Source organism: Streptomyces inusitatus, assembly GCF_014651115.1.
In the GTDB taxonomy this organism is placed as follows: domain Bacteria; phylum Actinomycetota; class Actinomycetes; order Streptomycetales; family Streptomycetaceae; genus Streptomyces; species Streptomyces amakusaensis.
Genome location: NZ_BMWG01000001.1, coordinates 678,840 through 699,035 on the forward strand (window position 1 = coordinate 678,840; position 20,196 = coordinate 699,035).

General features: G+C 68.0%; 18 protein-coding genes and 1 tRNA gene. 9 read left to right on the forward strand and 10 right to left on the reverse strand.

Translation table 11 applies throughout. From position 1 onward, the window contains the following. Nucleotides 1–111 precede the first annotated feature (111 nt). From IE247_RS34135 to dnaA, 10 genes are all read right to left on the reverse strand, one after another. Nucleotides 112–246, reverse strand: a complete 135-nt coding sequence (locus IE247_RS34135) for a DLW-39 family protein (RefSeq protein WP_003958712.1) — start codon at nt 244–246, stop codon at nt 112–114. A 192-nt stretch (nt 247–438) separates the two neighbouring features. Next, a tRNA-Ile gene (locus IE247_RS03030) sits at nt 439–512 on the reverse strand. An 82-nt stretch (nt 513–594) separates the two neighbouring features. Further along, on the reverse strand, nt 595–1,242 hold the full coding sequence (locus tag IE247_RS03035; protein ID WP_190121235.1) for a DUF3566 domain-containing protein: 648 nt from the start codon (nt 1,240–1,242) through the stop codon (nt 595–597). A gap of 4 nt (nt 1,243–1,246) precedes the next feature. Beyond that, nucleotides 1,247–3,895: a DNA gyrase subunit A gene (gyrA, locus tag IE247_RS03040; protein WP_190121236.1), complete on the reverse strand. Its 2,649-nt coding sequence runs from the start codon at nt 3,893–3,895 to the stop codon at nt 1,247–1,249. Between the two features lie 41 nt (nt 3,896–3,936). Next, on the reverse strand, nt 3,937–6,000 hold the full coding sequence (gene gyrB / locus IE247_RS03045) for a DNA topoisomerase (ATP-hydrolyzing) subunit B (protein ID WP_308433184.1): 2,064 nt from the start codon (nt 5,998–6,000) through the stop codon (nt 3,937–3,939). A 380-nt stretch (nt 6,001–6,380) separates the two neighbouring features. Beyond that, nucleotides 6,381–6,962 (reverse strand): DciA family protein, encoded by a 582-nt coding sequence (locus IE247_RS03050; protein WP_190121238.1) that lies wholly within the window; start codon nt 6,960–6,962, stop codon nt 6,381–6,383. Then, complete coding sequence (recF, locus tag IE247_RS03055) at nt 6,959–8,131, reverse strand: DNA replication/repair protein RecF (protein ID WP_190121239.1); 1,173 nt, start codon at nt 8,129–8,131, stop codon at nt 6,959–6,961. The genes IE247_RS03050 and recF overlap by 4 nt, the downstream gene beginning before the upstream one ends. Nucleotides 8,132–8,162: 31 nt before the next feature. Beyond that, nucleotides 8,163–9,041 (reverse strand): phosphogluconate dehydrogenase (NAD(+)-dependent, decarboxylating), encoded by an 879-nt coding sequence (gene gnd / locus IE247_RS03060; RefSeq protein WP_190121240.1) that lies wholly within the window; start codon nt 9,039–9,041, stop codon nt 8,163–8,165. 126 nt (nt 9,042–9,167) lie between these two features. Further along, entirely contained in the window at nt 9,168–10,298 is a 1,131-nt protein-coding gene (gene dnaN, locus IE247_RS03065; protein ID WP_190121241.1) for a DNA polymerase III subunit beta, read from the reverse strand. A 1,028-nt stretch (nt 10,299–11,326) separates the two neighbouring features. Beyond that, nucleotides 11,327–13,084 carry a chromosomal replication initiator protein DnaA gene (dnaA, locus tag IE247_RS03070; protein WP_190121242.1) on the reverse strand — a complete coding sequence of 586 codons (1,758 nt, stop codon included), beginning with the start codon at nt 13,082–13,084 and terminating at the stop codon, nt 11,327–11,329. 379 nt (nt 13,085–13,463) lie between these two features. On the opposite strand from dnaA, the gene rpmH reads away from it, so the two are divergent. From rpmH to IE247_RS03115, 9 genes are all read left to right on the forward strand, one after another. Then, a complete protein-coding gene (gene rpmH, locus IE247_RS03075; RefSeq protein ID WP_190121243.1) occupies nt 13,464–13,601 on the forward strand; it encodes a 50S ribosomal protein L34 in 138 nt (45 codons plus the stop codon). Between the two features lie 18 nt (nt 13,602–13,619). Beyond that, nucleotides 13,620–13,991 carry a ribonuclease P protein component gene (gene rnpA / locus IE247_RS03080; protein ID WP_190121244.1) on the forward strand — a complete coding sequence of 124 codons (372 nt, stop codon included), beginning with the start codon at nt 13,620–13,622 and terminating at the stop codon, nt 13,989–13,991. After that, on the forward strand, nt 13,988–14,347 hold the full coding sequence (gene yidD / locus IE247_RS03085) for a membrane protein insertion efficiency factor YidD (RefSeq protein ID WP_190121245.1): 360 nt from the start codon (nt 13,988–13,990) through the stop codon (nt 14,345–14,347). The genes rnpA and yidD overlap by 4 nt, the downstream gene beginning before the upstream one ends. A gap of 3 nt (nt 14,348–14,350) precedes the next feature. Further along, nucleotides 14,351–15,598 (forward strand): membrane protein insertase YidC, encoded by a 1,248-nt coding sequence (gene yidC / locus IE247_RS03090; RefSeq protein ID WP_190121246.1) that lies wholly within the window; start codon nt 14,351–14,353, stop codon nt 15,596–15,598. Between the two features lie 14 nt (nt 15,599–15,612). Then, the gene (locus IE247_RS03095) at nt 15,613–16,140 is read left to right on the forward strand and encodes a Jag family protein (RefSeq protein ID WP_190121247.1); all 528 of its coding nucleotides are present in this window, start codon (nt 15,613–15,615) and stop codon (nt 16,138–16,140) included. A gap of 114 nt (nt 16,141–16,254) precedes the next feature. Further along, nucleotides 16,255–16,971 (forward strand): 16S rRNA (guanine(527)-N(7))-methyltransferase RsmG, encoded by a 717-nt coding sequence (gene rsmG, locus IE247_RS03100; protein WP_190121248.1) that lies wholly within the window; start codon nt 16,255–16,257, stop codon nt 16,969–16,971. 329 nt (nt 16,972–17,300) lie between these two features. Then, nucleotides 17,301–18,377, forward strand: a complete 1,077-nt coding sequence (locus IE247_RS03105) for a ParA family protein (RefSeq protein ID WP_190121249.1) — start codon at nt 17,301–17,303, stop codon at nt 18,375–18,377. A 14-nt stretch (nt 18,378–18,391) separates the two neighbouring features. Next, complete coding sequence (locus IE247_RS03110; protein ID WP_190121420.1) at nt 18,392–19,384, forward strand: ParB/RepB/Spo0J family partition protein; 993 nt, start codon at nt 18,392–18,394, stop codon at nt 19,382–19,384. 142 nt (nt 19,385–19,526) lie between these two features. Continuing rightward, nucleotides 19,527–20,144, forward strand: a complete 618-nt coding sequence (locus IE247_RS03115; RefSeq protein ID WP_190121250.1) for a GNAT family N-acetyltransferase — start codon at nt 19,527–19,529, stop codon at nt 20,142–20,144. Nucleotides 20,145–20,196 lie beyond the last annotated feature (52 nt).

Here is a 20,196-nt window from a genome sequence, read left to right on the forward strand (position 1 = left end):
GCCGAGAACATAAGTTCCGCCAACACAAATAAACAAAACCTGCCCCCCCGGGCACGGCCCGGGGCCCCGGCCGCCCACGGCGCCCGGGGCCTCGCTCAAGACTGCTACGTCTCACACACCCGAACCTGCGGGCACGGAGTCGGTCGCCTCCGTCCACAGATCCTGCTCGGCGCGATCCGCCTGGATCTGGCGGTACACGAGGAGCCCGCCGATGGCGGCCAGTGCGACCAGGAGAAGCTTCTTCACCGCGCGACCTCGTCTTTCCTTGACGTATGAGGACTTCTGCCGCTCGACTATACACACCGACCGATACCGATCAGTGACCTGAGTACCCCGTAATCACGGCCCCGCCCCGGCCCCCGACAACCCTCGGCCGACCGCCGCGCCATATGCGATCGGCCCGTACGGAGTAACTCCGTACGGGCCGATTCACAACTGTGGGGCTAACAGGATTTGAACCTGTGGCCTCATCCTTATCAGGGATGCGCTCTAACCAACTGAGCTATAGCCCCGCCGCGCTCTGCGCTGACCTCTGAAGATTAGCGCACGTCCGGCGCAGCTCCCAAATCCGTTCCCCGCCGGAGGGGGGAAGAGCTACTCGTCCTCGGCCAGCGTCAGCTCGACGCCGCCCACAAAACCGGCCGAGAGGTTGTAGATGAACGCTCCGAGCGTGGCCAGCGCGGTGGCGAGCACCACATCGATCACGGCGACGACGGAGGTGAAGATCAGCACTCGCGGCAGCGAGAGGAACGACTGAAGATCAAAGCCGCTGCTCTCGGTGGAGCCGGTGGCCTCGCTGATCGTGCCGCCGACCGTGGAGAAGACGCCCATGGCCTCCATGACCATCCAGAGCACCGCGGCGGCGATCACCGTGCAGATGCCCAGCGCGATCGAGAGCAGGAAGCTGACCTTCATCACCGACCACGGGTCGGCCTTGGCCACCCGCAGCCGCGCCTTGCGGGTGCGCGGTGTGGTCCGTGCGCCCGTACGAGGCAGTCGCATGCCCGCCTCGGTGCCGTCGTCGCCCTGGGGCGTCTGATACGCCTGGGGCGGGCGGTAGGGCTGCCCCGCGACCGGCTTACGGGCCGGCTGGTCGCCGCCGAACATCTCGTACGGGGGCTTGGCCCCCCGGCTCTCCGTCACCGTATCCCCCTGGGATTCCGCGGCAGAGCCACGGGCACCGCTCGATTTAGCTGTTCCTGCCGCTCCTGCGGCCGAACCGGCGCCCGTGGCTCCACTCACGCTCTTACTCCTCGTGCTCCCCGGCCGAGGGCTCCGTGCCCTCGACTGCCGCCTCGACCGCACCGGTGTCGGCCTCGTCGGTCCCTGCTGCCTCGTCGGTCCCGTCGACCTCTTCGGCCTCACGCCCTGCCTCGGCGTTGCGAGCGATACCGACCACGGCATCGCGCTTGCCCAGGTTGATCAGTTGAACGCCCATGGTGTCACGGCCGGTCTCCCTGACTTCATTGACTCGCGTACGAATCACACCGCCGCCGAGGGTGATGGCGAGAATCTCGTCCGTCTCCTCGACCACCAGCGCGCCGACGAGAGAACCACGGTCCTCCACGATCTTGGCGGCCTTGATACCGAGGCCTCCACGACCTTGGACGCGATATTCGTCCACTCCGGTTCGCTTCGCGTAACCACCATCTGTGGCGGTGAAGACGAACGTACCCGGCCGGACGACATTCATCGACAGAAGCTCGTCCCCTTCACGGAAACTCATCCCCTTGACGCCCGAGGTCGCACGCCCCATCGGGCGAAGCGCGTCGTCCGTTGCGGTGAACCGGATGGACTGGGCCTTCTTGCTGATGAGCAGCAGATCGTCCGCGGCGGAGACCAGCTCCGCGCCGATCAGCTCGTCGTCGGCGCCGCTCTCGGTCTCCCGGAGGTTGATCGCGATGACGCCGCCCGAGCGGGGCGAGTCGTAGTCCTTCAGCGGGGTCTTCTTGACCAGGCCGCCCTTGGTGGCCAGCACCAGATAGGGCGCGGCCGCGTAGTCGCGGATGGCGAGGATCTGGGCGATCTGCTCGTCCGGCTGGAAGGCGAGCAGATTGGCCACATGCTGACCCCGCGCGTCCCGGCCGGCGTCGGGCAGCTCGTACGCCTTGGCGCGGTAGACCCGCCCCTTGTTGGTGAAGAAGAGCAGCCAGTGGTGGGTGGTGGAGACGAAGAAGTGGTCGACGATGTCGTCTTCCTTGAGCTTCGTTCCCCGGACGCCCTTGCCGCCGCGCTTCTGCGAGCGGTAGTCGTCCGTCTTGGTGCGCTTCACATAGCCGCCGCGCGAGATGGTGACGACGATGTCCTCTTCGGCGATCAGGTCCTCGATGGACATGTCACCGTCGAAGGGCACCAGCATGGAGCGCCGGTCGTCGCCGAACTTCTCCACGAGCACGGCCAGCTCTTCGCTGACGATCCGGCGCTGCTTCTCCGGGGAGGCGAGGATCGCGTTGTACTCGTTGATCTTGGCCTGGAGCTCGTCGTGCTCCGCGACGATCTTCTGGCGCTCCAGGGCGGCCAGCCGGCGCAGCTGCATCTCCAGGATGGCGTTCGCCTGGATCTCGTCGATGGCGAGCAGCTCCATCAGGCCGCCGCGCGCGATCTCGACGGTGTCGCTGCGCCGGATGAGCGCGATGACGTCGTCGATCGAGTCCAGCGCCTTGAGCAGACCGCGGAGGATGTGCGCCCGCTCCTCCGCCTTGCGCAGCCGGAACTTGGTGCGCCGGACGATGACCTCGATCTGGTGACTCACCCAGTGGCGGATGAAGGCGTCCAGCGAGAGGGTGCGCGGCACCCCGTCGACCAGGGCCAGCATGTTCGCGCCGAAGTTCGTCTGGAGGTCGGTGTGCTTGTAGAGGTTGTTCAGCACGACCTTGGCGACGGCGTCGCGCTTGAGCACGATGACCAGGCGCTGTCCGGTACGGGAGGAGGTCTCGTCGCGGACGTCGGCGATGCCGCCGATCTTGGCGTCCTTCACCAGGTCGGCGATCTTCTGCGCGAGGTTGTCCGGGTTGACCTGGTACGGAAGCTCCGTGACCACCAGGCACTGGCGGTTCTGGATCTCCTCGACCTCGACGACCGCGCGCATCGTGATGGAGCCGCGACCGGTGCGGTACGCCTCCTCGATGCCCTTGCGGCCGACGACGAGCGCGCCGGTCGGGAAGTCGGGGCCCTTGATGCGCTCGATCAGCGCGTCGAGCAGCTCCTCGTGGCTGGCGTCCGGGTGCTCCAGCGCCCACTGGGCACCGGCCGCGACCTCGCGCAGATTGTGCGGCGGGATATTGGTCGCCATACCGACCGCGATGCCCGCCGAGCCGTTGACCAGCAGGTTCGGGAAGCGCGCCGGGAGGACCGTCGGCTCCTGGTTGCGGCCGTCGTAGTTGTCCTGGAAGTCGACGGTCTCCTCGTCGATGTCCCGGAGCATCTCCATCGAGAGCAGCTTGAGCTTGCACTCGGTGTACCGCATGGCGGCGGCCGGGTCATTGCCCGGGGAGCCGAAGTTTCCGTTGGAGTCCACCAGCGGCATACGCATCGACCACGGCTGGGCGAGTCGCACCAGGGCGTCATAGATGGAGGAGTCGCCGTGGGGGTGGTACGTACCCATGACGTCGCCGACGACGCGGGCGCACTTGTAGAAGCCCTTCTCGGGCCGGTAGCCGCCGTCGTACATCGCGTAGAGCACCCGGCGGTGGACGGGCTTGAGGCCGTCCCGCACATCGGGGAGCGCACGCGAGACGATGACGGACATCGCGTAGTCGAGGTACGAGCGCTGCATCTCGGTCTCAAGCCCGACGGGCTCGATACGCATCGCGGGCACCTCGGTGCCGTCGGCGCCGGCGATCGCCGGTCCGGTCGCGGGGTCGGTGGGAGCAGGGGTGGGTGTCTCGTCGGCCATTGCTGGTCTTCGGTCCTTTCGTGCGGTCAGCTGAGGCCGACTCAGATGTCGAGGAAGCGGACGTCCTTGGCGTTGCGCTGGATGAAGGAGCGCCGGGCCTCGACGTCCTCACCCATCAGCACCGAGAACAGGTCGTCCGCCTGTGCGGCGTCGTCCAGGGTGACCTGGCCGAGTACGCGGTGCTCCTGGTCCATGGTGGTGACCCGCAGCTCCTCGGCGTTCATCTCGCCCAGGCCCTTGAAGCGCTGGATCGAGTCCTCGCGGATCCGCTTGCCCTGCTGCTTGCCCAGCTCGACCAGCGCGTCGCGCTCGCGGTCGGAGTAGGCGTACTCGAAGTCGTCGCGACCCCACTTGATCTTGTACAGCGGGGGGCGGGACAGGAACACGTGCCCGGCCTCGACCAGCGGACGCATGAAGCGGAAGAGGAAGGTCAGCAGCAGGGTGTTGATGTGCTGACCGTCGACGTCGGCGTCCGCCATCAGGATGATCTTGTGATAGCGGAGCTTCTCGATGTCGAAGTCCTCGTGGACCCCGGTGCCGAAGGCCGAGATCAGCGCCTGGACCTCGGTGTTCTGGAGGATCTTGTCGATCCGGGCCTTCTCGACGTTCAGGATCTTGCCCCGGATGGGCAGGATGGCCTGGTACATCGGGTTGCGGCCGGACTTCGCCGAGCCGCCGGCGGAGTCGCCCTCGACGATGAAGATCTCGCACTTGGTGGGGTCGTTCGACTGGCAGTCGCTGAGCTTGCCGGGCAGCGAGGCGGACTCCAGCAGCCCCTTGCGGCGGGTCAGATCACGGGCCTTGCGGGCGGCGACCCGGGCCGTCTGCGCCTGGATCGACTTGCGGATGATGTCCGCGGCCTCGTTGGGGTTGCGGTCAAACCAGTCGGTCAGGTGCTCGTGCACGACCTTCTGGACAAAGGTCTTCGCCTCGGTGTTGCCCAGCTTGGTCTTGGTCTGGCCCTCGAACTGGGGCTCGCCCAGCTTGATCGAGATGATCGCCGTCAGACCCTCGCGGATGTCCTCGCCGGAGAGGTTGTCGTCCTTCTCGCGCAGCAGCTTCTTCTCCCGGGCGTACCTGTTGACCAGGCCCGTGAGCGCCGCGCGGAAGCCCTCCTCGTGCGTACCGCCCTCATGCGTGTGGATGGTGTTCGCGAAGGAGTAGACCCCCTCGGTGTACTGCGAGTTCCACTGCATCGCGATCTCGACCGAGAGGAGCCGCTCGCGGTCCTCCGACTCGATGTCGATCACGGTGGGGTGGATCAGCTCGCCCTTGCGCGAGTTCAGGTACTTCACGAAGTCGACGATGCCGCCCTCGTAGTGGTACGTGACCGTGCGGACCTGCTCCTCGGTCGGCTGCTCGGCGGTGTCCGCGCCCACGACGGCCTTGGCCGACTCGCGCTCGTCGGTGAGCTTCAGCGTCAGGCCCTTGTTGAGGAAGGCCATCTCCTGGAAGCGACGCGCCAGCGTCTCGAAGGAGTACTCGGTGGTTTCAAAGATGTCGCCGTCGGCCCAGAAGGTGACCGTGGTGCCGGTCTCGTCGGTGACCTCGTTGCGCGCCAGGGGCGCGGTGGGGACGCCGAGCTTGTAGTCCTGGGTCCAGCGGTAGCCGTCCCGCTTGACCTCGACCGCGACCTTGGAGGAGAGCGCGTTGACGACGGAGACGCCGACGCCGTGCAGACCGCCGGAGACCGCGTAGCCGCCGCCGCCGAACTTGCCGCCCGCGTGCAGGACGGTGAGCACGACCTCGACGGCCGGCTTGTTCTCGGACGGAACGATGCCCACGGGGATGCCGCGGCCGTTGTCCACGACGCGCACGCCGCCGTCGGCGAGGATCGTGACGTCGATGGTGTCCGCGTGTCCGGCCATCGCCTCGTCGACGGAGTTGTCGACGACCTCTTGGACCAGGTGATGAAGCCCACGCTCACCGGTCGAGCCGATGTACATGCCGGGGCGCTTGCGGACCGCGTCCAGCCCTTCGAGGACGGTGATCGCGCTGGCGTCGTACGCAGCAGTGACCTCGCCGCTTCCGCCGGCGGGGGTGGACGGGATGTTCTCGTTGGGGTTGCCGGAATCGGCCACGAAGCGCCCTTTCTGGCACAGCACAAGCCGTTCTCCGGGCAAGCGGGAGCGGCTGCGTCGTTCGACATGTTCCGCAAGATGGCGGGATTGGCCACCAGTCTACCGGTACGGCCGACAGTCATGGGGGTTTGCCGGTAGCTGAGTCCCCATGTGCCGCCCTGAAAACCGTCGGTCCGACTCCCCATATTCAGGAAGGGGCTCCAGGAGGCTCACACCGGCATTGAGCGCTTCAGCCTGTCAAGAGCCGGACAGGGTGGGAGCGGGCGGTCGAAAGAGCGGCCGGACAGCACTCGGCCGGGGCCCGGCCAGGACCTGGCCAGGACCCGGCCGGGGCTCGACAGTAATCGGAAGATGTCATTCCGAAGTGATGGAAAGCGGCGAAACGGACAGCGGTCGAGACCGGCTCATCCGTAGGTGTCGCCCGGGCCCACACTGCCGGGGGCCCGCAGCGGTCCATAGTTCCGGCGCGGCCCGCCCGGGCCCAGCACCTTGATCACCCTGACGGTGCCGTGGCCGAGGTCCTCGTTCAGCCGCGCCACCAGACGCGGGGCGAGCAGCCGCAGCTGGGTCGCCCACGCCGTCGAGTCGCACTGCACCGTGAGGACGCGCTCCTCGGGATCCTCGTCGTACTTCAGCGGCACACAGTGATTCGCCAGATCCTCGCCGACGATCTGCGGCCAGCGACCCATCACCCCGCCGACGGCGGCGGGCGTCTCCCAGCCGCGCTCGGTGATCAGCCGGTTGATCGCGGCCCCCAGCGCCAGCGGATCACGGCCGTCCGCCCGCGCGCCGGAGCGCAGCCCGCCGCCGCGCCGGGCCTGCTTCTTCTCCTGGGCCGCCGCGCCCCGGGCCCGGGCCTGCTCCTTGGCCGCGCGCAGCGCGACCCGCGCGAGATCCACACCGGAGGGCTCCGGGGCACTCTGCTTCTCCGCGCCTGAGGCCCCGCCCCTGGCGTTGCCCGTGGAGTCGCCTGTGGAGTCGTTCATACCCGCGCCACCTCTCCGCCGGACACGGCGTACCGCGCCCCGGTCAGCACGCCCGGGACATCGTCGTCCACGGCCGCGGTCACCAGCACCTGCTCTCCCGGAGCCACCAGTTCCGCCAGCCGTTCGCGCCGCCGGGCGTCCAGCTCGGCGAAGACGTCGTCCAGGACGAGCACGGGCTCGCTGCCCTCGGCGCGCAGCAGCTCGTAGGAGGCCAGCCGCAGGGCCAGTGCGTACGACCAGGACTCGCCGTGGCTGGCGTACCCCTTCGCGGGCAGCTGTCCCAGCTTGAGCACCAGCTCGTCGCGGTGCGGGCCGACCAGCGTCACCCCGCGCTCGATCTCCTGCTTGCGCGCGCCGGCCAGCGCGGCCGTCAGCCGGGCGTACAGCTCCTCGCGACCGGTCGGGCCGCCGGTCCCGCCATCGGGCCCGACGCCGGTTCCGGCGTCGGCCGCCGCGTCGGCGGAGGAGCGGTACTCCAGCGCGAGCGGGCCGCCGCCGGGCGCCAGCGACTCGTACGCCTTGTCGGCCAGCGGCTGAAGCACCGAGATCAGCTCCAGGCGCTGGAACAGCAGCTCCGCGCCGACCCGAGCCAGATGCTGGTCCCACACATCGAGCGTCGACAGATCCGCGCCGGACTTCGCCCCGCCGTGCCGGCGGGCCATCGCCGCCGATTTCAGCAGGGTGTTCCGCTGCTTCAGCACCCGCTCATAGTCGGAGCGGACGCCGGCCATCCGGGGCGAGCGCGCCGTGATCAGCTCGTCCATGAAGCGCCGCCGGTCGCCGGGGTCGCCCTTGACCAGCGCCAGATCCTCCGGGGCGAAGAGCACCGTCCGTACGATCCCCAGCACATCGCGCGGTCTGACCTGCGAGGAGCGGTTGATACGGGCCCGATTGGCCTTCCCGGGGTTCAGCTCCAGCTCTACCAGCTGGGAGCGGTCGCCCTGGGTGACGGCGGCGCGGACCACCGCGCGGGGAGCGCCGACCCGTACCAGCGGAGCGTCCGAGGAGACGCGGTGGCTGGCGAGTGTCGCCAGATAGCCGACCGCCTCGATCAGATTGGTCTTGCCCTGTCCGTTGGGCCCCACGAACGAGGTGACGCCCGGATCGAGAGGGACCTCGACCCGGGCGTACGAGCGGAAGTCGGCCAACGACAGATGCGTGACATGCATGGGTACGGGCCGACCTCCCCCGGCTCAGGGACTACTTCTTGTTCTCCACCGCGTGGCCGCCGAACTGGTTGCGCAGCGCGGCGATCATCTTCATCTGCGGGGAGTCGTCCTGACGGGAAGCGAACCGCGCGAACAGCGAGGCGGTGATCGCGGGCAGCGGGACGGCGTTGTCGATGGCGGCTTCCACGGTCCAGCGGCCCTCGCCGCTGTCCTGGGCGTAGCCGCGCAGCTTCTCCAGGTGCTCGTCGTCGTCCAGCGCGTTGACCGCCAGGTCGAGCAGCCAGGACCGGATGACCGTGCCCTCCTGCCAGGAGCGGAAGACCTCGCGCACATCGGTGACCGAGTCGACCTTCTCCAGCAGCTCCCAGCCCTCGGCGTAGGCCTGCATCATGGCGTACTCGATGCCGTTGTGGACCATCTTCGCGAAGTGTCCGGCGCCGACCTTGCCTGCGTGGACGGAACCGAACTCACCGGCGGGCTTGAGCGCGTCGAAGATCGGCTGCACCTTGGCGACGTGGTCGGCGTCGCCGCCGTACATCAGCGCGTAGCCGTTCTCCAGGCCCCAGACGCCGCCGGAGACGCCGCAGTCCACGAAGCCGATGCCCTTGATGCCCAGCTCGACGGCGTGCCGCTCGTCGTCGGTCCAGCGCGAGTTTCCGCCGTCCACGACGATGTCGCCGGGGGAGAGCAGCTCGGCCAGCTCATCGATGGTGGACTGGGTCGCGGCGCCTGCCGGGACCATCACCCACACGACCCGGGGGCCCTGGAGGCCGTCCACGAGTTCCTGGAGGCTGTGGACGTCGGCGAGGTCCGGGTTGCGGTCGTAGCCGATGACGGTGTGGCCCGCGCGGCGGATGCGCTCGCGCATGTTGCCGCCCATTTTGCCGAGGCCGACGAGGCCGAGCTGCATCTCAATGTCCTTAAGCGTCGAATGCCGATGCGTAAACCGCTTCCGAGCCTACGCCGGAGTCCGGTGTGCAGCCCGACGGGTCCGTCCCGGTGGGAGCGGACCCGTCGTGGTCGTCCTGTGCGGGGCTCAGCCGGAGAGCCGCACGGGCATGATCAGGTACTTGTAGGCCTCGTCCGCCTCGGCGTCCAGCGCGGGCCTGCCGCTGAGCAGCGCCGGCTTGGTGGAGGTGGTGAACGACAGCTGGGCGACCGGGGAGTCGATCGCGCTCAATCCGTCGAGCAGGAAGGTCGGGTTGAAGGCGATCGAGATGTCGTCGCCGTCGAGCTGGGCGTCGACACGCTCCACAGCCTGTGCGTCGTCGCTGGAGCCGGCCTCCAGGATCAGCACGCCCTGCTCGAAGCTCAGCCGGACCGGGGTGTTCCGCTCGGCGACGAGCGCCACACGCTTCACGGCCTCGACGAACGGCGCGGTCTCGATGACCGCCACCGAGTTGAACTCGGTCGGGAAGAGCGTCCGGTACTTCGGGAGATCGCCTTCGAGCAGCCGGGTGGTGGTGGTGCGGCCGGCGCCCTCGAAGCCGATGAGGCCTTCGCCAGCACCAGAGCCGGAGAGCGCCAGGGTGACGGTGTCACCGCTGGTCAGGGCCTTGGCGGTGTCCAGGAGCGTCTTGGCGGGCACCAGGGCGACGGCGGAGGCGTCCGGGTTCTCCGGCTTCCACAGGAACTCGCGGACCGCGAAGCGGTAGCGGTCGGTGGAGGCCAGGGTGACGGTCTCGCCCTCGATCTCGATGCGCACACCGGTGAGCACCGGGAGGGTGTCGTCACGGCCGGCGGCGATGGCGACCTGGGCGGCGGCGGAGGCGAAGATCTCGCCGGGCACGGTGCCGGTCGCGGTCGGCATCTGCGGCAGTGCCGGGTACTCCTCCACGGGGAGGGTGTGGAGGGTGAAGCGCGAGGAGCCGCAGACCACGGTCGCCCGTACACCGTCTGTGGAAATCTCCACCGGGCGGTTGGGGAGGGCGCGGCAGATGTCGGCGAGCAGCCGGCCCGAGACGAGGACGGTGCCGTCCTCGTCGACCTCGGCCTCGACGGAGACCTTGGCCGAGACCTCGTAGTCGAAGCTGGAGAAGCTCAGCGCGCCGTCCTCGGCCTTCAGCAGGAGGCCCGCGAGCACGGGCGCCGGCGGACGGGCCGGGAGGCTCCGGGCCACCCACGCCACCGCCTCCGCGAGTACATCGCGCTCAACCCGGATCTTCACCGGAACCGCCTCCTGCTGTTGCTGGCTCGCCTTGCTGGCCTTCGTCGTCGGCTGTGTCGCCGGGGACCAGTCTGACGCACCGCACTGACAGTCGGCGCTGCTCGGGGTCAAGTCGTGATCCGGGGTGTCGCGGCCCACCGGGCCGAGTTGTGCACAGGACCTTCTTCGAAGCCAATTCCCCGGTAACTCTAAGTGGGAGTAGTAGTAGGGCCTGTGGAAACCGTGGATAACCCCGTTTTCGCAGGTCAGGGCCTGTTTTTTATCCACCGACCCTGTGGGTGGAACCGGTGGACAACCCACTGCTTCTGTGGACACCGGAAAGTTCTGCACAGGCCATGCACAGCCCGGGGGTAGTTCTCCCCAGCTCTGTCCCCAGCTTTACCCACGTTCCCCACAGCCCAATCCACCTCCCCGGTGTGACGGCTTTCACTCGACACGGTGAGAGCGGCCCGAATGTTGCCGAACAGTGGACAGCGATGTGGACAAGCTGTGGGCAACCCGCCGGAGCCTGTGGGTTGCCGGTGGACAACTTTGATCACAGGCTGTGGACAGAAAGTTTGTCCACAGCCTGTGGATCGAGGTTTGCCACAATTCCACAGGGGGCTGACCTGCTGGGATGATCTTCAGCTCGGCCCGGCTGTGGACAGAGTCTGGACAACTTCCCAGTCCCCAGGCTGTGGATGGAGAATTCTCCCCCAATCTGTGGAGAAGTTCGTGCCTCGGCCCGGTATTCGAACAGCGCGGAGGGCCCGGGGCGGCGACCCGGCCGCCGGGAACGGGCGCGGAGACGGCCCGGGAGGGGTTTCGGAGGCCTCCTCAGAGGCCTCCCGGAGGTGTCCCGGGGCCGTTCCGGGAGTGCTCTGAAGGGCTCCTGGAGCACGCGCGAACGACGAGAAGCGCCCCGGGAGTCCGCCTCCCGGGGCGCTTCTGGACGACTTCTGGACGGCTCTCGGCCGACTTCTTGGCGGCCTCTTGGCGGCCTCTTGGCGGCCTCTTGGCGGCCTCTTGGACGGCTTCCGGCGGCTGCGTCAGCCGTTCTTGATGCGGTTGGTGAGTTCGGTCACCTGGTTGTAGATCGAGCGCCGCTCGGCCATCAGCGCCCGGATCTTGCGGTCCGCGTGCATCACCGTCGTATGGTCCCGGCCGCCGAACTGCGCGCCGATCTTCGGCAGGGAGAGGTCCGTCAGCTCACGGCAGAGGTACATCGCGATCTGCCGCGCCGTGACCAGCACCCGGCTCCGGGAGGAGCCGCAGAGGTCCTCGACCGTCAGCCCGAAGTAGTCCGCCGTCGCCGCCATGATCGCGCCGGCGGTGATCTCCGGGGCCGAGTCCTCGCCGCCCGGGATCAGATCCTTCAGCACGATCTCGGTGAGCCCGAGGTCGACCGGCTGACGGTTGAGCGAGGCGAACGCGGTGACCCGGATCAGCGCGCCCTCCAGCTCGCGGATGTTGCGCGAGATCCGGGACGCGATGAACTCCAGCACCTCCGGCGGGGCGTTCAGCTGCTCCTGGACGGCCTTCTTCCGCAGGATCGCGATCCTGGTCTCCAGCTCCGGCGGCTGCACATCGGTGGTCAGACCCCATTCGAAGCGGTTGCGGAGCCGGTCCTCCAGCGTCATCAGCTGCTTGGGCGGCCGGTCGGAGGAGAGCACGATCTGCTTGTTGGCGTTGTGGAGCGTGTTGAAGGTGTGGAAGAACTCCTCCTGCGTCGACTCCTTGCTCGCCAGGAACTGGATGTCGTCGACCAGCAGGATGTCCACATCGCGGTACCGCTTGCGGAAGGTGTCGCCCTTGCCGTCGCGGATCGAGTTGATGAACTCGTTGGTGAACTCCTCCGAGCTCACGTACCGCACCCGGGTCCCCGGGTAGAGGCTCCGCGCGTAGTGCCCGATCGCGTGCAGCAGATGGGTCTTGCCGAGCCCCGACTCCCCGTAGATGAACAGCGGGTTGTACGCCTTCGCCGGGGCCTCGGCGACCGCCACGGCGGCCGCGTGCGCGAACCGGTTGGAGGCGCCGATGACGAAGGTGTCGAAGAGGTACTTCGGGTTCAGCCGGGCCTGCGGCTCGCCCGGCCCGGGGGCCGGCGAGGGCTGGGCCCCCAGCGGTCCGGTCGCGCCGCCGGAGCCGCCCCGGTGCGCCGGGGAGGAGTCCGGCAGTTCGCGGCGCTCCGGGCGCTCGTACCCCTGCCGGTCGGACGGCTGCGGCGAGCGGTAGTCCTGCTGGGGCTGATGGGGCCGGGTGGTCGCGTAGGGATCGCGGTCCTGGAAGCCCCCGAGCCTCGGTTGCTGCCAGGAGAGATCCTCCTGACCGCGGGGCCAGGCTCCGGGCTCGGGCCGCTGCTGCTGATAATCGGGGTACGCGGGACGGATCTCCGGCAGCCCGTCCTCCGGGGCGTGGTGCCCGTATCTGCCGTAGGGCTCGTCGCGCTGGTAACCCTGGGGGTCGTCGTGCTGCTGTCCCGGGTACGGGGGGTTCTGCTGGGGGCCGCCCGGCTGCGGGGCGCTCGGATCGCCCGCCGAGTCGTCGACGGTGATCGCGATCCGGATCTGGCGTCCGCACTCGCGGCTCAGCGTCTCGCTGATCAGCGGGGCGAGCCGGCTCTCCAGCACCCGCTTCCCCCACTCGTTGGGGGCGGCGAGCAGCGCGGTGTCCGAGACCAGGGCGAGCGGCTGGCAGCGCTCGATCCACTGCTTGTCCTTGGGTTCGACGCCCTGGTGGCCCTCGGCGAGGAGCTGTTCCAGCACGCGTGGCCACACTGCGGCAAGCTCGGCAGGTACGTCAGCCACAGGGGGCACGCTCTCTCGCAGGTCCCACGAATGTGTGGTTCTCGGGACGGGGACGGGGCCGGAAGGACAGGCAAGGACAGAAAGGAAAAGTTCCGGAGTTCAGCCAAGGTAGTCAGGCCGGGGCGACTGGTTCAAGTTGTTGTCCACAGCCTGTGCACAGTGGACCCCGCCGTGAGGCTGGTTTGACCGGATGGCGTAGCCGCGCGTACCGTGACCAGGTCGAGTTGTCGATGGCTGCTGCCGCCTGCCTCCGATGGGCAAACATCACGCTCTGTGATTGTGAAGCGGTGCACACGGGCGTAAACGCGAGCTTCTCGTGGGCGCACGGTGACAGCCAGGCGATGTTTCGCCGCCTACGAGCCATTACTGGAGCCCCCGAGTGAGCAAGCGCACCTTCCAGCCGAACAACCGTCGTCGCGCGAAGACCCACGGTTTCCGTCTGCGTATGCGTACCCGCGCCGGCCGCGCGATCCTCGCGTCGCGCCGCGAAAAGGGTCGCACCCGCCTGTCCGCCTGACCGCGCACAGGTCATGACGTGCTGCCTACCGAGAATCGGCTGAGGCGGCGCGAGGACTTCGCGACCGCGGTACGACGGGGTCGGCGGGCCGGGCGCCCGCTTCTCGTCGTCCATCTACGCAGCGGTTCACCGGACCCGCACGCGCCTGGGGAGAGCGCTCCCCAGACGTGTGCGGGTTTCGTCGTGAGCAAGGCAGTGGGTGGCGCGGTCGTACGCAACAGAGTCAAGCGCCGACTGAGGCATCTGATACGCGACCGGCTCGCCGAGCTGCCCCCCGGTAGCCTGGTGGTCGTACGAGCGCTGCCCGGTGCGGGCGACGCCGATCATGCACAGCTGGCCCGAGACCTGGATGCCGCCCTCCAGCGGCTGCTGGGAGGGGGCGCGCGATGAAGTACCCGCTGCTGGCCCTGATCAAGCTGTACCAGTGGACGATCAGTCCCATGCTGGGGCCCGTCTGCAGGTACTACCCGTCGTGTTCCCACTACGGATACACGGCCATCGACCGGCACGGTGCGGTCAAGGGCACGGCTCTCACCGCCTGGCGGATCCTGCGGTGCAATCCGTGGTCGCCGGGCGGTGTGGACCATGTGCCGGCCCGTAAGCGTCCGCGGTGGCACGAAATGCTGCGTGATGCCGTGCGCGGCCGCAAGGGCGGGAACTCCGCCGCCGATGTGCCTACCCGGGGGTCGTCCACCGAACCCCCGAGTCCGGCCGCAGAGACCTCGCCCCATGCTCAAGGAGCCTGATTAGTGGACACGATTGCCAGTTTCTTCAGCTTCATCACCACACCTGTTTCGTGGATCATCGTCCAGTTCCACAAGCTCTACGGGGCGGTCTTCGGTCCTGACACGGGCTGGGCCTGGGGACTGTCGATCGTTTCGCTGGTCGTCCTGATCCGTATCTGTCTGATCCCGCTCTTCGTGAAGCAGATCAAGTCGATGCGGAACATGCAGGCGCTCCAGCCGAAGATGAAGGCGATCCAGGAGCGTTACAAGAGCGACAAGCAGCGTCAGTCCGAAGAGATGATGAAGCTGTACAAGGAGACGGGCACCAACCCGCTCTCCTCGTGCCTTCCGATTCTGGCGCAGTCGCCGTTCTTCTTCGCGCTCTACTACGTGCTCTCGAACATCGCCTCGGGCAACACCGTCGGCGTGATCGACAAGGCGCTGCTCGACAGCGCGCGGCAGGCGCACATCTTCGGCGCCCCGCTCGCGTCCAAGTTCATGGACAGCCCGAGCAAGGTCGAGGCGCTCAACGCCACGCTGCTCGATGTGCGCATCGTCACGGCCATCATGATCATCCTGATGTCCGCGTCGCAGTTCTACACGCAGCGCCAGCTGATGCAGAAGAACGTCGACCTCACGGTCAAGACGCCTTACATGCAGCAGCAGAAGATGATGATGTACATCTTCCCGGTGATCTTCGCCGTCATGGGTGTCAACTTCCCCGTCGGTGTCCTCGTCTACTGGCTGACCACCAACGTGTGGACCATGGGCCAGCAGATGTACGTGATCAACCAGAACCCCACCCCCGGCAGCAAGGCCCAGGACCAGTACCTCCAGCGTCTGCTGAAGTCGGTCGGCGCGCGGGGCGAGGTCCGGTCGCGGCGCAAGCGCAATGTCGTCCAGGCGATCGTGGCCAAGGGCCCGGACCGCAACGACAACGAGCGCAAGTTCATCAGCGGTCTCGCCAAGGCCGGCTACGCCGCCCAGGCGGACGGCACGGTGGCCAAGAGTGAGACGCCGGAGATCGAGACCGAGGGCGGTGCCGCCGCCAAGCGGCAGCAGCCCAAGCGGCAGACCAAGGCGAAGCGGCAGACGGCCGGTGCCCAGGGCACGGCCAAGGCCGACGACTCCGAGGACAAGCTCTCGCTGAAGAAGGATTCGCCGCAGGACGCGAAGCCGAAGACGGCGGGCAAGCCCGCCGCACGCCAGCAGCCCAAGGCGGGACAGCGCAAGGGCCAGCAGCGGCCCAAGCACCCGTCGTCCAAGAAGTAAGAAGGAGTCCATCAGTGACGGAAGGCACCATCCCCGCCGCCGCCGAGGAAGCCGCCGCCGAGGAAGGCGACACCCTCACCCGCCTTGAGCAGGAGGGCGAGATCGCCGCCGACTACCTTGAGGGTCTGCTCGACATCGCCGATCTCGACGGCGACATCGACATGGACGTCGAGGCCGACCGCGCGGCTGTCTCGATCATCAGCGAAGCCCCCGGCCGTGACCTGCAGAAGCTCGTGGGCCGTGACGGTGAGGTTCTGGAGGCACTCCAGGAGCTGACCCGTCTCGCCGTCCACCGGGAGACCGGTGACCGCAGCCGGCTGATGCTGGACATCGCGGGCTTCCGTGCCCAGAAGCGCACGGAGCTCGCCCAGCTGGGCGCCAAGGCCGCCGACGAGGTGAAGAGCACCGGTGAGCCGGTGAAGCTGAGCCCGATGACGCCCTTCGAGCGCAAGGTCGTGCACGACGCGGTCGCCGCCGCAGGTCTGCGCAGTGAGTCCGAGGGCGAGGAGCCGCAGCGCTTCGTCGTCGTACTCCCCGCCTGATCCTTCATCGATCATCGGCCCCGTCTGTATCGCAGGCGGGGCCGATCTTTGTCAGCCTGATAGTCAGCCACCAGGTCCACATTGCGACAGAGCGGTACGGAAGGAAGGTCCCCCGTGACGGAGGCAGCAGAGCTTCCCCAGGCGCCCGAAGCGGCGCGGACGGTTTTCGGAGATTTCTATCCGGAAGCCGTGCGCTATGCCGAGCTGCTGGCCGATGCCGGAGTGAAGCGCGGTCTCATCGGACCGCGTGAGGTTCCGCGGCTGTGGGAGCGCCACATGCTCAACTGCGCCGTGCTCTCCGAGGTGGTGCCGGAAGGCGTCTCGGTCTGCGACGTGGGCTCCGGGGCCGGACTGCCCGGTATTCCCCTGGCGCTCGTACGGCCCGATCTGAAGATCACCCTCCTGGAGCCGCTGCTGCGGCGGACCAACTTCCTTCAGGAAGTGGTCGAGCTGCTGGGCCTGGACCATGTGACCGTGGTGCGCGGCCGGGCCGAGGAGGTCCTCGGGACCCTTCCCCCGGTGCATGTGGTCACCGCTCGCGCCGTCGCCCCGCTGGACCGGCTGGCGGGCTGGGGCGTTCCACTGCTCCGCCCCTACGGCGAGATGCTCGCGCTCAAGGGCGACACGGCCGAGGAGGAGCTGAAGAGCTCCCGTGCCGCACTGAGCAAGCTCGGTGTGGTGGAGACCTCGGTCCTGCACGTCGGTGAAGGGCTTGTCGACCCGCTCTCCACCGTGGTGCGCGTCGAGGTCGGGGAGAGCCCCGGCGGCGTACGATTCGCCGCCAAGCGCGCCAAGGCGGCCCGGACCAGCCGTTCCCGCCGCCGACGCTGAGCCGGTGCCGACCGGTGCCGACCGGGGCTGCCGAGGTCTCGCGGAGTCGCGGTCGACCGATGCTCGGGGGAGGGCCGGGGGCGGCTCGGGGCGATGCTCCATACAAGCTGGCAACGCACACGGCCCGGAGTGTCGTAGGGATGTAGTCCTGCGGCCCGTGCATCGTGTTTCACGTGAAACGTCGCTCACTGCTGCAAGGAATCATCAGCCGCGGGCGTGCCGTCGCCCCGATCCGGAGCCGGAAGCCCCCCGCGCGGGCCATGGAGTTGTCCACAAAGGTGGATTCATCCACAGAAGCACAGGCCTCGTTGGTTCATGACCCCGAAAGCATGGCAGGCTCTGTTCATCGCGAGCCTGTAGTCGAGGAAGGTGAATCCTTGCGGTCCGACGCCAACATCGCGGGACCGATGACCGATCCGGTCCCCGGCCCCCGTACCGAGTCGCCGGGAGAGGATGTTTCACGTGAAACACCGCCCCCGATGGACGACACTCCCATCGGCAGAGCCGCTCAGCTCGCCATGGAGACCATGGGGCGTGCCGGTGAGGGCCTGCCCCGGCCTGAGCAGACCCGCGTCATGGTGGTGGCCAACCAGAAGGGCGGCGTAGGCAAGACCACGAGCACGGTCAACCTCGCCGCCTCGCTGGCACTGCACGGCGCACGGGTTCTCGTGGTCGACCTCGATCCGCAGGGCAATGCCTCCACGGCGCTGGGGATCGACCATCACGCCGAAGTCCCCTCCGTCTATGACGTCCTGGTGGACAGCCGGCCGCTCTCCGAGGTGGTCCAGCCCGTCCCGGACGTCGAAGGACTCTTCTGCGCCCCCGCCACCATCGATCTCGCCGGTGCGGAGATCGAGCTGGTGTCGCTGGTGGCGCGGGAGAGCCGACTTCAGCGGGCGATCCAGGCCTATGAGCAGCCCTTGGACTACATCCTCATCGACTGTCCGCCCTCGTTGGGTCTGCTGACCGTCAACGCGATGGTGGCAGGTGCCGAGGTGCTCATCCCCATTCAGTGCGAGTACTACGCGCTGGAGGGGCTGGGGCAGTTGCTGAGGAACGTGGATCTGGTGCGGGGGCATCTCAACCCGGCACTGCATGTGTCGACGATCCTTCTGACCATGTACGACGGTCGGACCCGGCTCGCTTCCCAGGTGGCGGAGGAGGTCCGCAGCCACTTCGGCGAGGAGGTGCTGAGGACCAGCATTCCCCGCTCGGTCCGTATCTCGGAGGCCCCGAGCTATGGGCAGACGGTGCTCACCTATGACCCGGGCTCCAGTGGCGCCCTGTCATATCTGGAGGCCGCCCGCGAGATCGCCCTGCGCGGAGTCGGAGTTCAGTACGATCCGCAACCCGCCCATCTGGGCAATCAGAACAGCCAGCAGAACATCTCGGAGGGGATCCAGTGAGCGTACGTAGAGGGTTGGGGCGGGGGCTCGGTGCCCTGATCCCTGCGGCTCCTCAGGAGAGGCAGCCGTCTGCCACAGGTGCGGCGGGTTCGGTATTGACCCTCCCGGTACCGCAGCAGTCGGAGCCGGAAGGGCCGTACTTCGCCGAAGTACCGATCGATGAGATCACCCCCAACCCGCGCCAGCCCCGGAAGGAGTTCGACGAGGAGACCATCGTCGAACTCGCGGCTTCCATCAAGGCAGTGGGGCTTCTTCAGCCGGTCGTCGTCCGGAAGCTGGGGGGCGAGAAGTACGAACTGATCATGGGTGAGCGCCGCTGGAGGGCCTGCGAGGCCGCCGGTCTTGAGCGGATCCCCGCGATCGTCCGGCACACGGAGGACGAGAAGCTTCTGCTGGACGCGCTGCTGGAGAACCTCCACCGCGCTCAGCTGAACCCACTGGAAGAGGCCGCCGCCTACGACCAGCTGCTGAGGGACTTCAGCTGCACCCATGACCAGTTGGCCGACCGGATCGGGTACTCCCGCTCCCAGGTCTCCAACACCCTTCGTCTGCTTCGGCTGCCGACCGCGGTGCAGAGCAGGGTGGCCGCGGGAGTCCTCTCGGCCGGTCATGCGCGGGCACTGCTCGGGGTGGAGGACCCCGAGGAGCAGGAACGGCTCGCGAAGCGCATTGTGGAGGAAGGTATCTCCGTACGCTCGACCGAAGAGATCGTGAAGCTGATCAACTTCGACTCGGAGCTCTCCGCAGAGCAGGAGAGCACCCCCAAGCCGAAGGGCCCGAGGGCCGGAGGCAGGGTCTCACCCGCGCTTTCCGATCTCGCCTCCCGGCTCTCCGACCGCTTCGAGACCCGAGTGAAGGTCGACCTCGGACAGAAGAAGGGGAAGATCGTCGTCGAGTTCGCCTCGATGGACGATCTGGAGCGCATCCTCGGCACCCTCGCCCCGGGTGAGGGACGGGTCCTGGAGCAGGGCCTCGGCATCGACCCGGACGCGGAGGACGAAGGCTGAGCCTTCTCTGCGAGGCCAGGGGCGGGTGGTGTTCGGGTGGTCCACCGGACACCGCCCGCCCTTTGTGCTGAGGCAGTACCCCCTCCGAGAACAGGTCGATACGATCGCTTCGGTGTCGGGAAGGAAGCGAGGAACAGCCTCCATGGGGCGTCGGCTTGTACCCCTCACGCTGGACAATCTGTCGGAGCTGCCCAGCCGCTGCCGGGCCTGTGTCTTCTGGGAACTCGACCCGGTCAGTGGGGAAGCGGCGGTCAAGGCCGGCCGGTCCGAGCCGGAGAAGGAGGCCTGGATCTCGGCCGTCCTGCTGGAGTGGGGCTCCTGCGGCCGTGTGGTCCATGTCGACGATGTGCCGGTCGGATTCGTTCTCTACGCCCCTCCGGCCTATGTGCCGCGCTCCACGGCCTTTCCGACCAGCCCGGTCTCGGTGGACGCCGTACAGCTGATGACCGCCTGGATCAATCCCGGATACCAGGGCCAGGGGCTCGGCAGAGTCATGGTCCAGACCGTGGCCAAGGATCTGCTGCGGCGCGGATTCCGTGCCATCGAGGCATTCGGAGACGCTCGGTGGAAGGCCCCCGCCTGTGTGCTCCCGGCCGATCATCTGCTCGCGGTGGGCTTCAAGACGGTCCGCCCGCACCCCACGTCCCCCCGGCTGAGGCTGGAGCTGCGGACCGCGCTCTCCTGGAAGGAGGACGTCGAGATGGCCCTCGACCGGCTGCTGGGCGCTGTCCAGAAGGATCCGGCGCTCAGACCGCTCTGAGCCGGATACGCGGAAGGGGCTCACCCGTGGAGGGTGAGCCCCTTCGATGTTT

Excerpts from the sequence above, each read along its gene's own strand:
- gyrA (WP_190121236.1), bottom strand. The coding sequence starts at position 3,895 with ATGGCCGACGAGACACCCACCCCTGCTCCCACCGACCCCGCGACCGGA.
- IE247_RS03050 (WP_190121238.1), bottom strand. The coding sequence starts at position 6,962 with ATGAACGACTCCACAGGCGACTCCACGGGCAACGCCAGGGGCGGGGCC.
- recF (WP_190121239.1), bottom strand. The coding sequence starts at position 8,131 with ATGCATGTCACGCATCTGTCGTTGGCCGACTTCCGCTCGTACGCCCGG.
- gnd (WP_190121240.1), bottom strand. The coding sequence starts at position 9,041 with ATGCAGCTCGGCCTCGTCGGCCTCGGCAAAATGGGCGGCAACATGCGC.
- yidD (WP_190121245.1), top strand. The coding sequence starts at position 13,988 with ATGAAGTACCCGCTGCTGGCCCTGATCAAGCTGTACCAGTGGACGATC.
- IE247_RS03105 (WP_190121249.1), top strand. The coding sequence starts at position 17,301 with ATGGCAGGCTCTGTTCATCGCGAGCCTGTAGTCGAGGAAGGTGAATCC.
- IE247_RS03115 (WP_190121250.1), top strand. The coding sequence starts at position 19,527 with ATGGGGCGTCGGCTTGTACCCCTCACGCTGGACAATCTGTCGGAGCTG.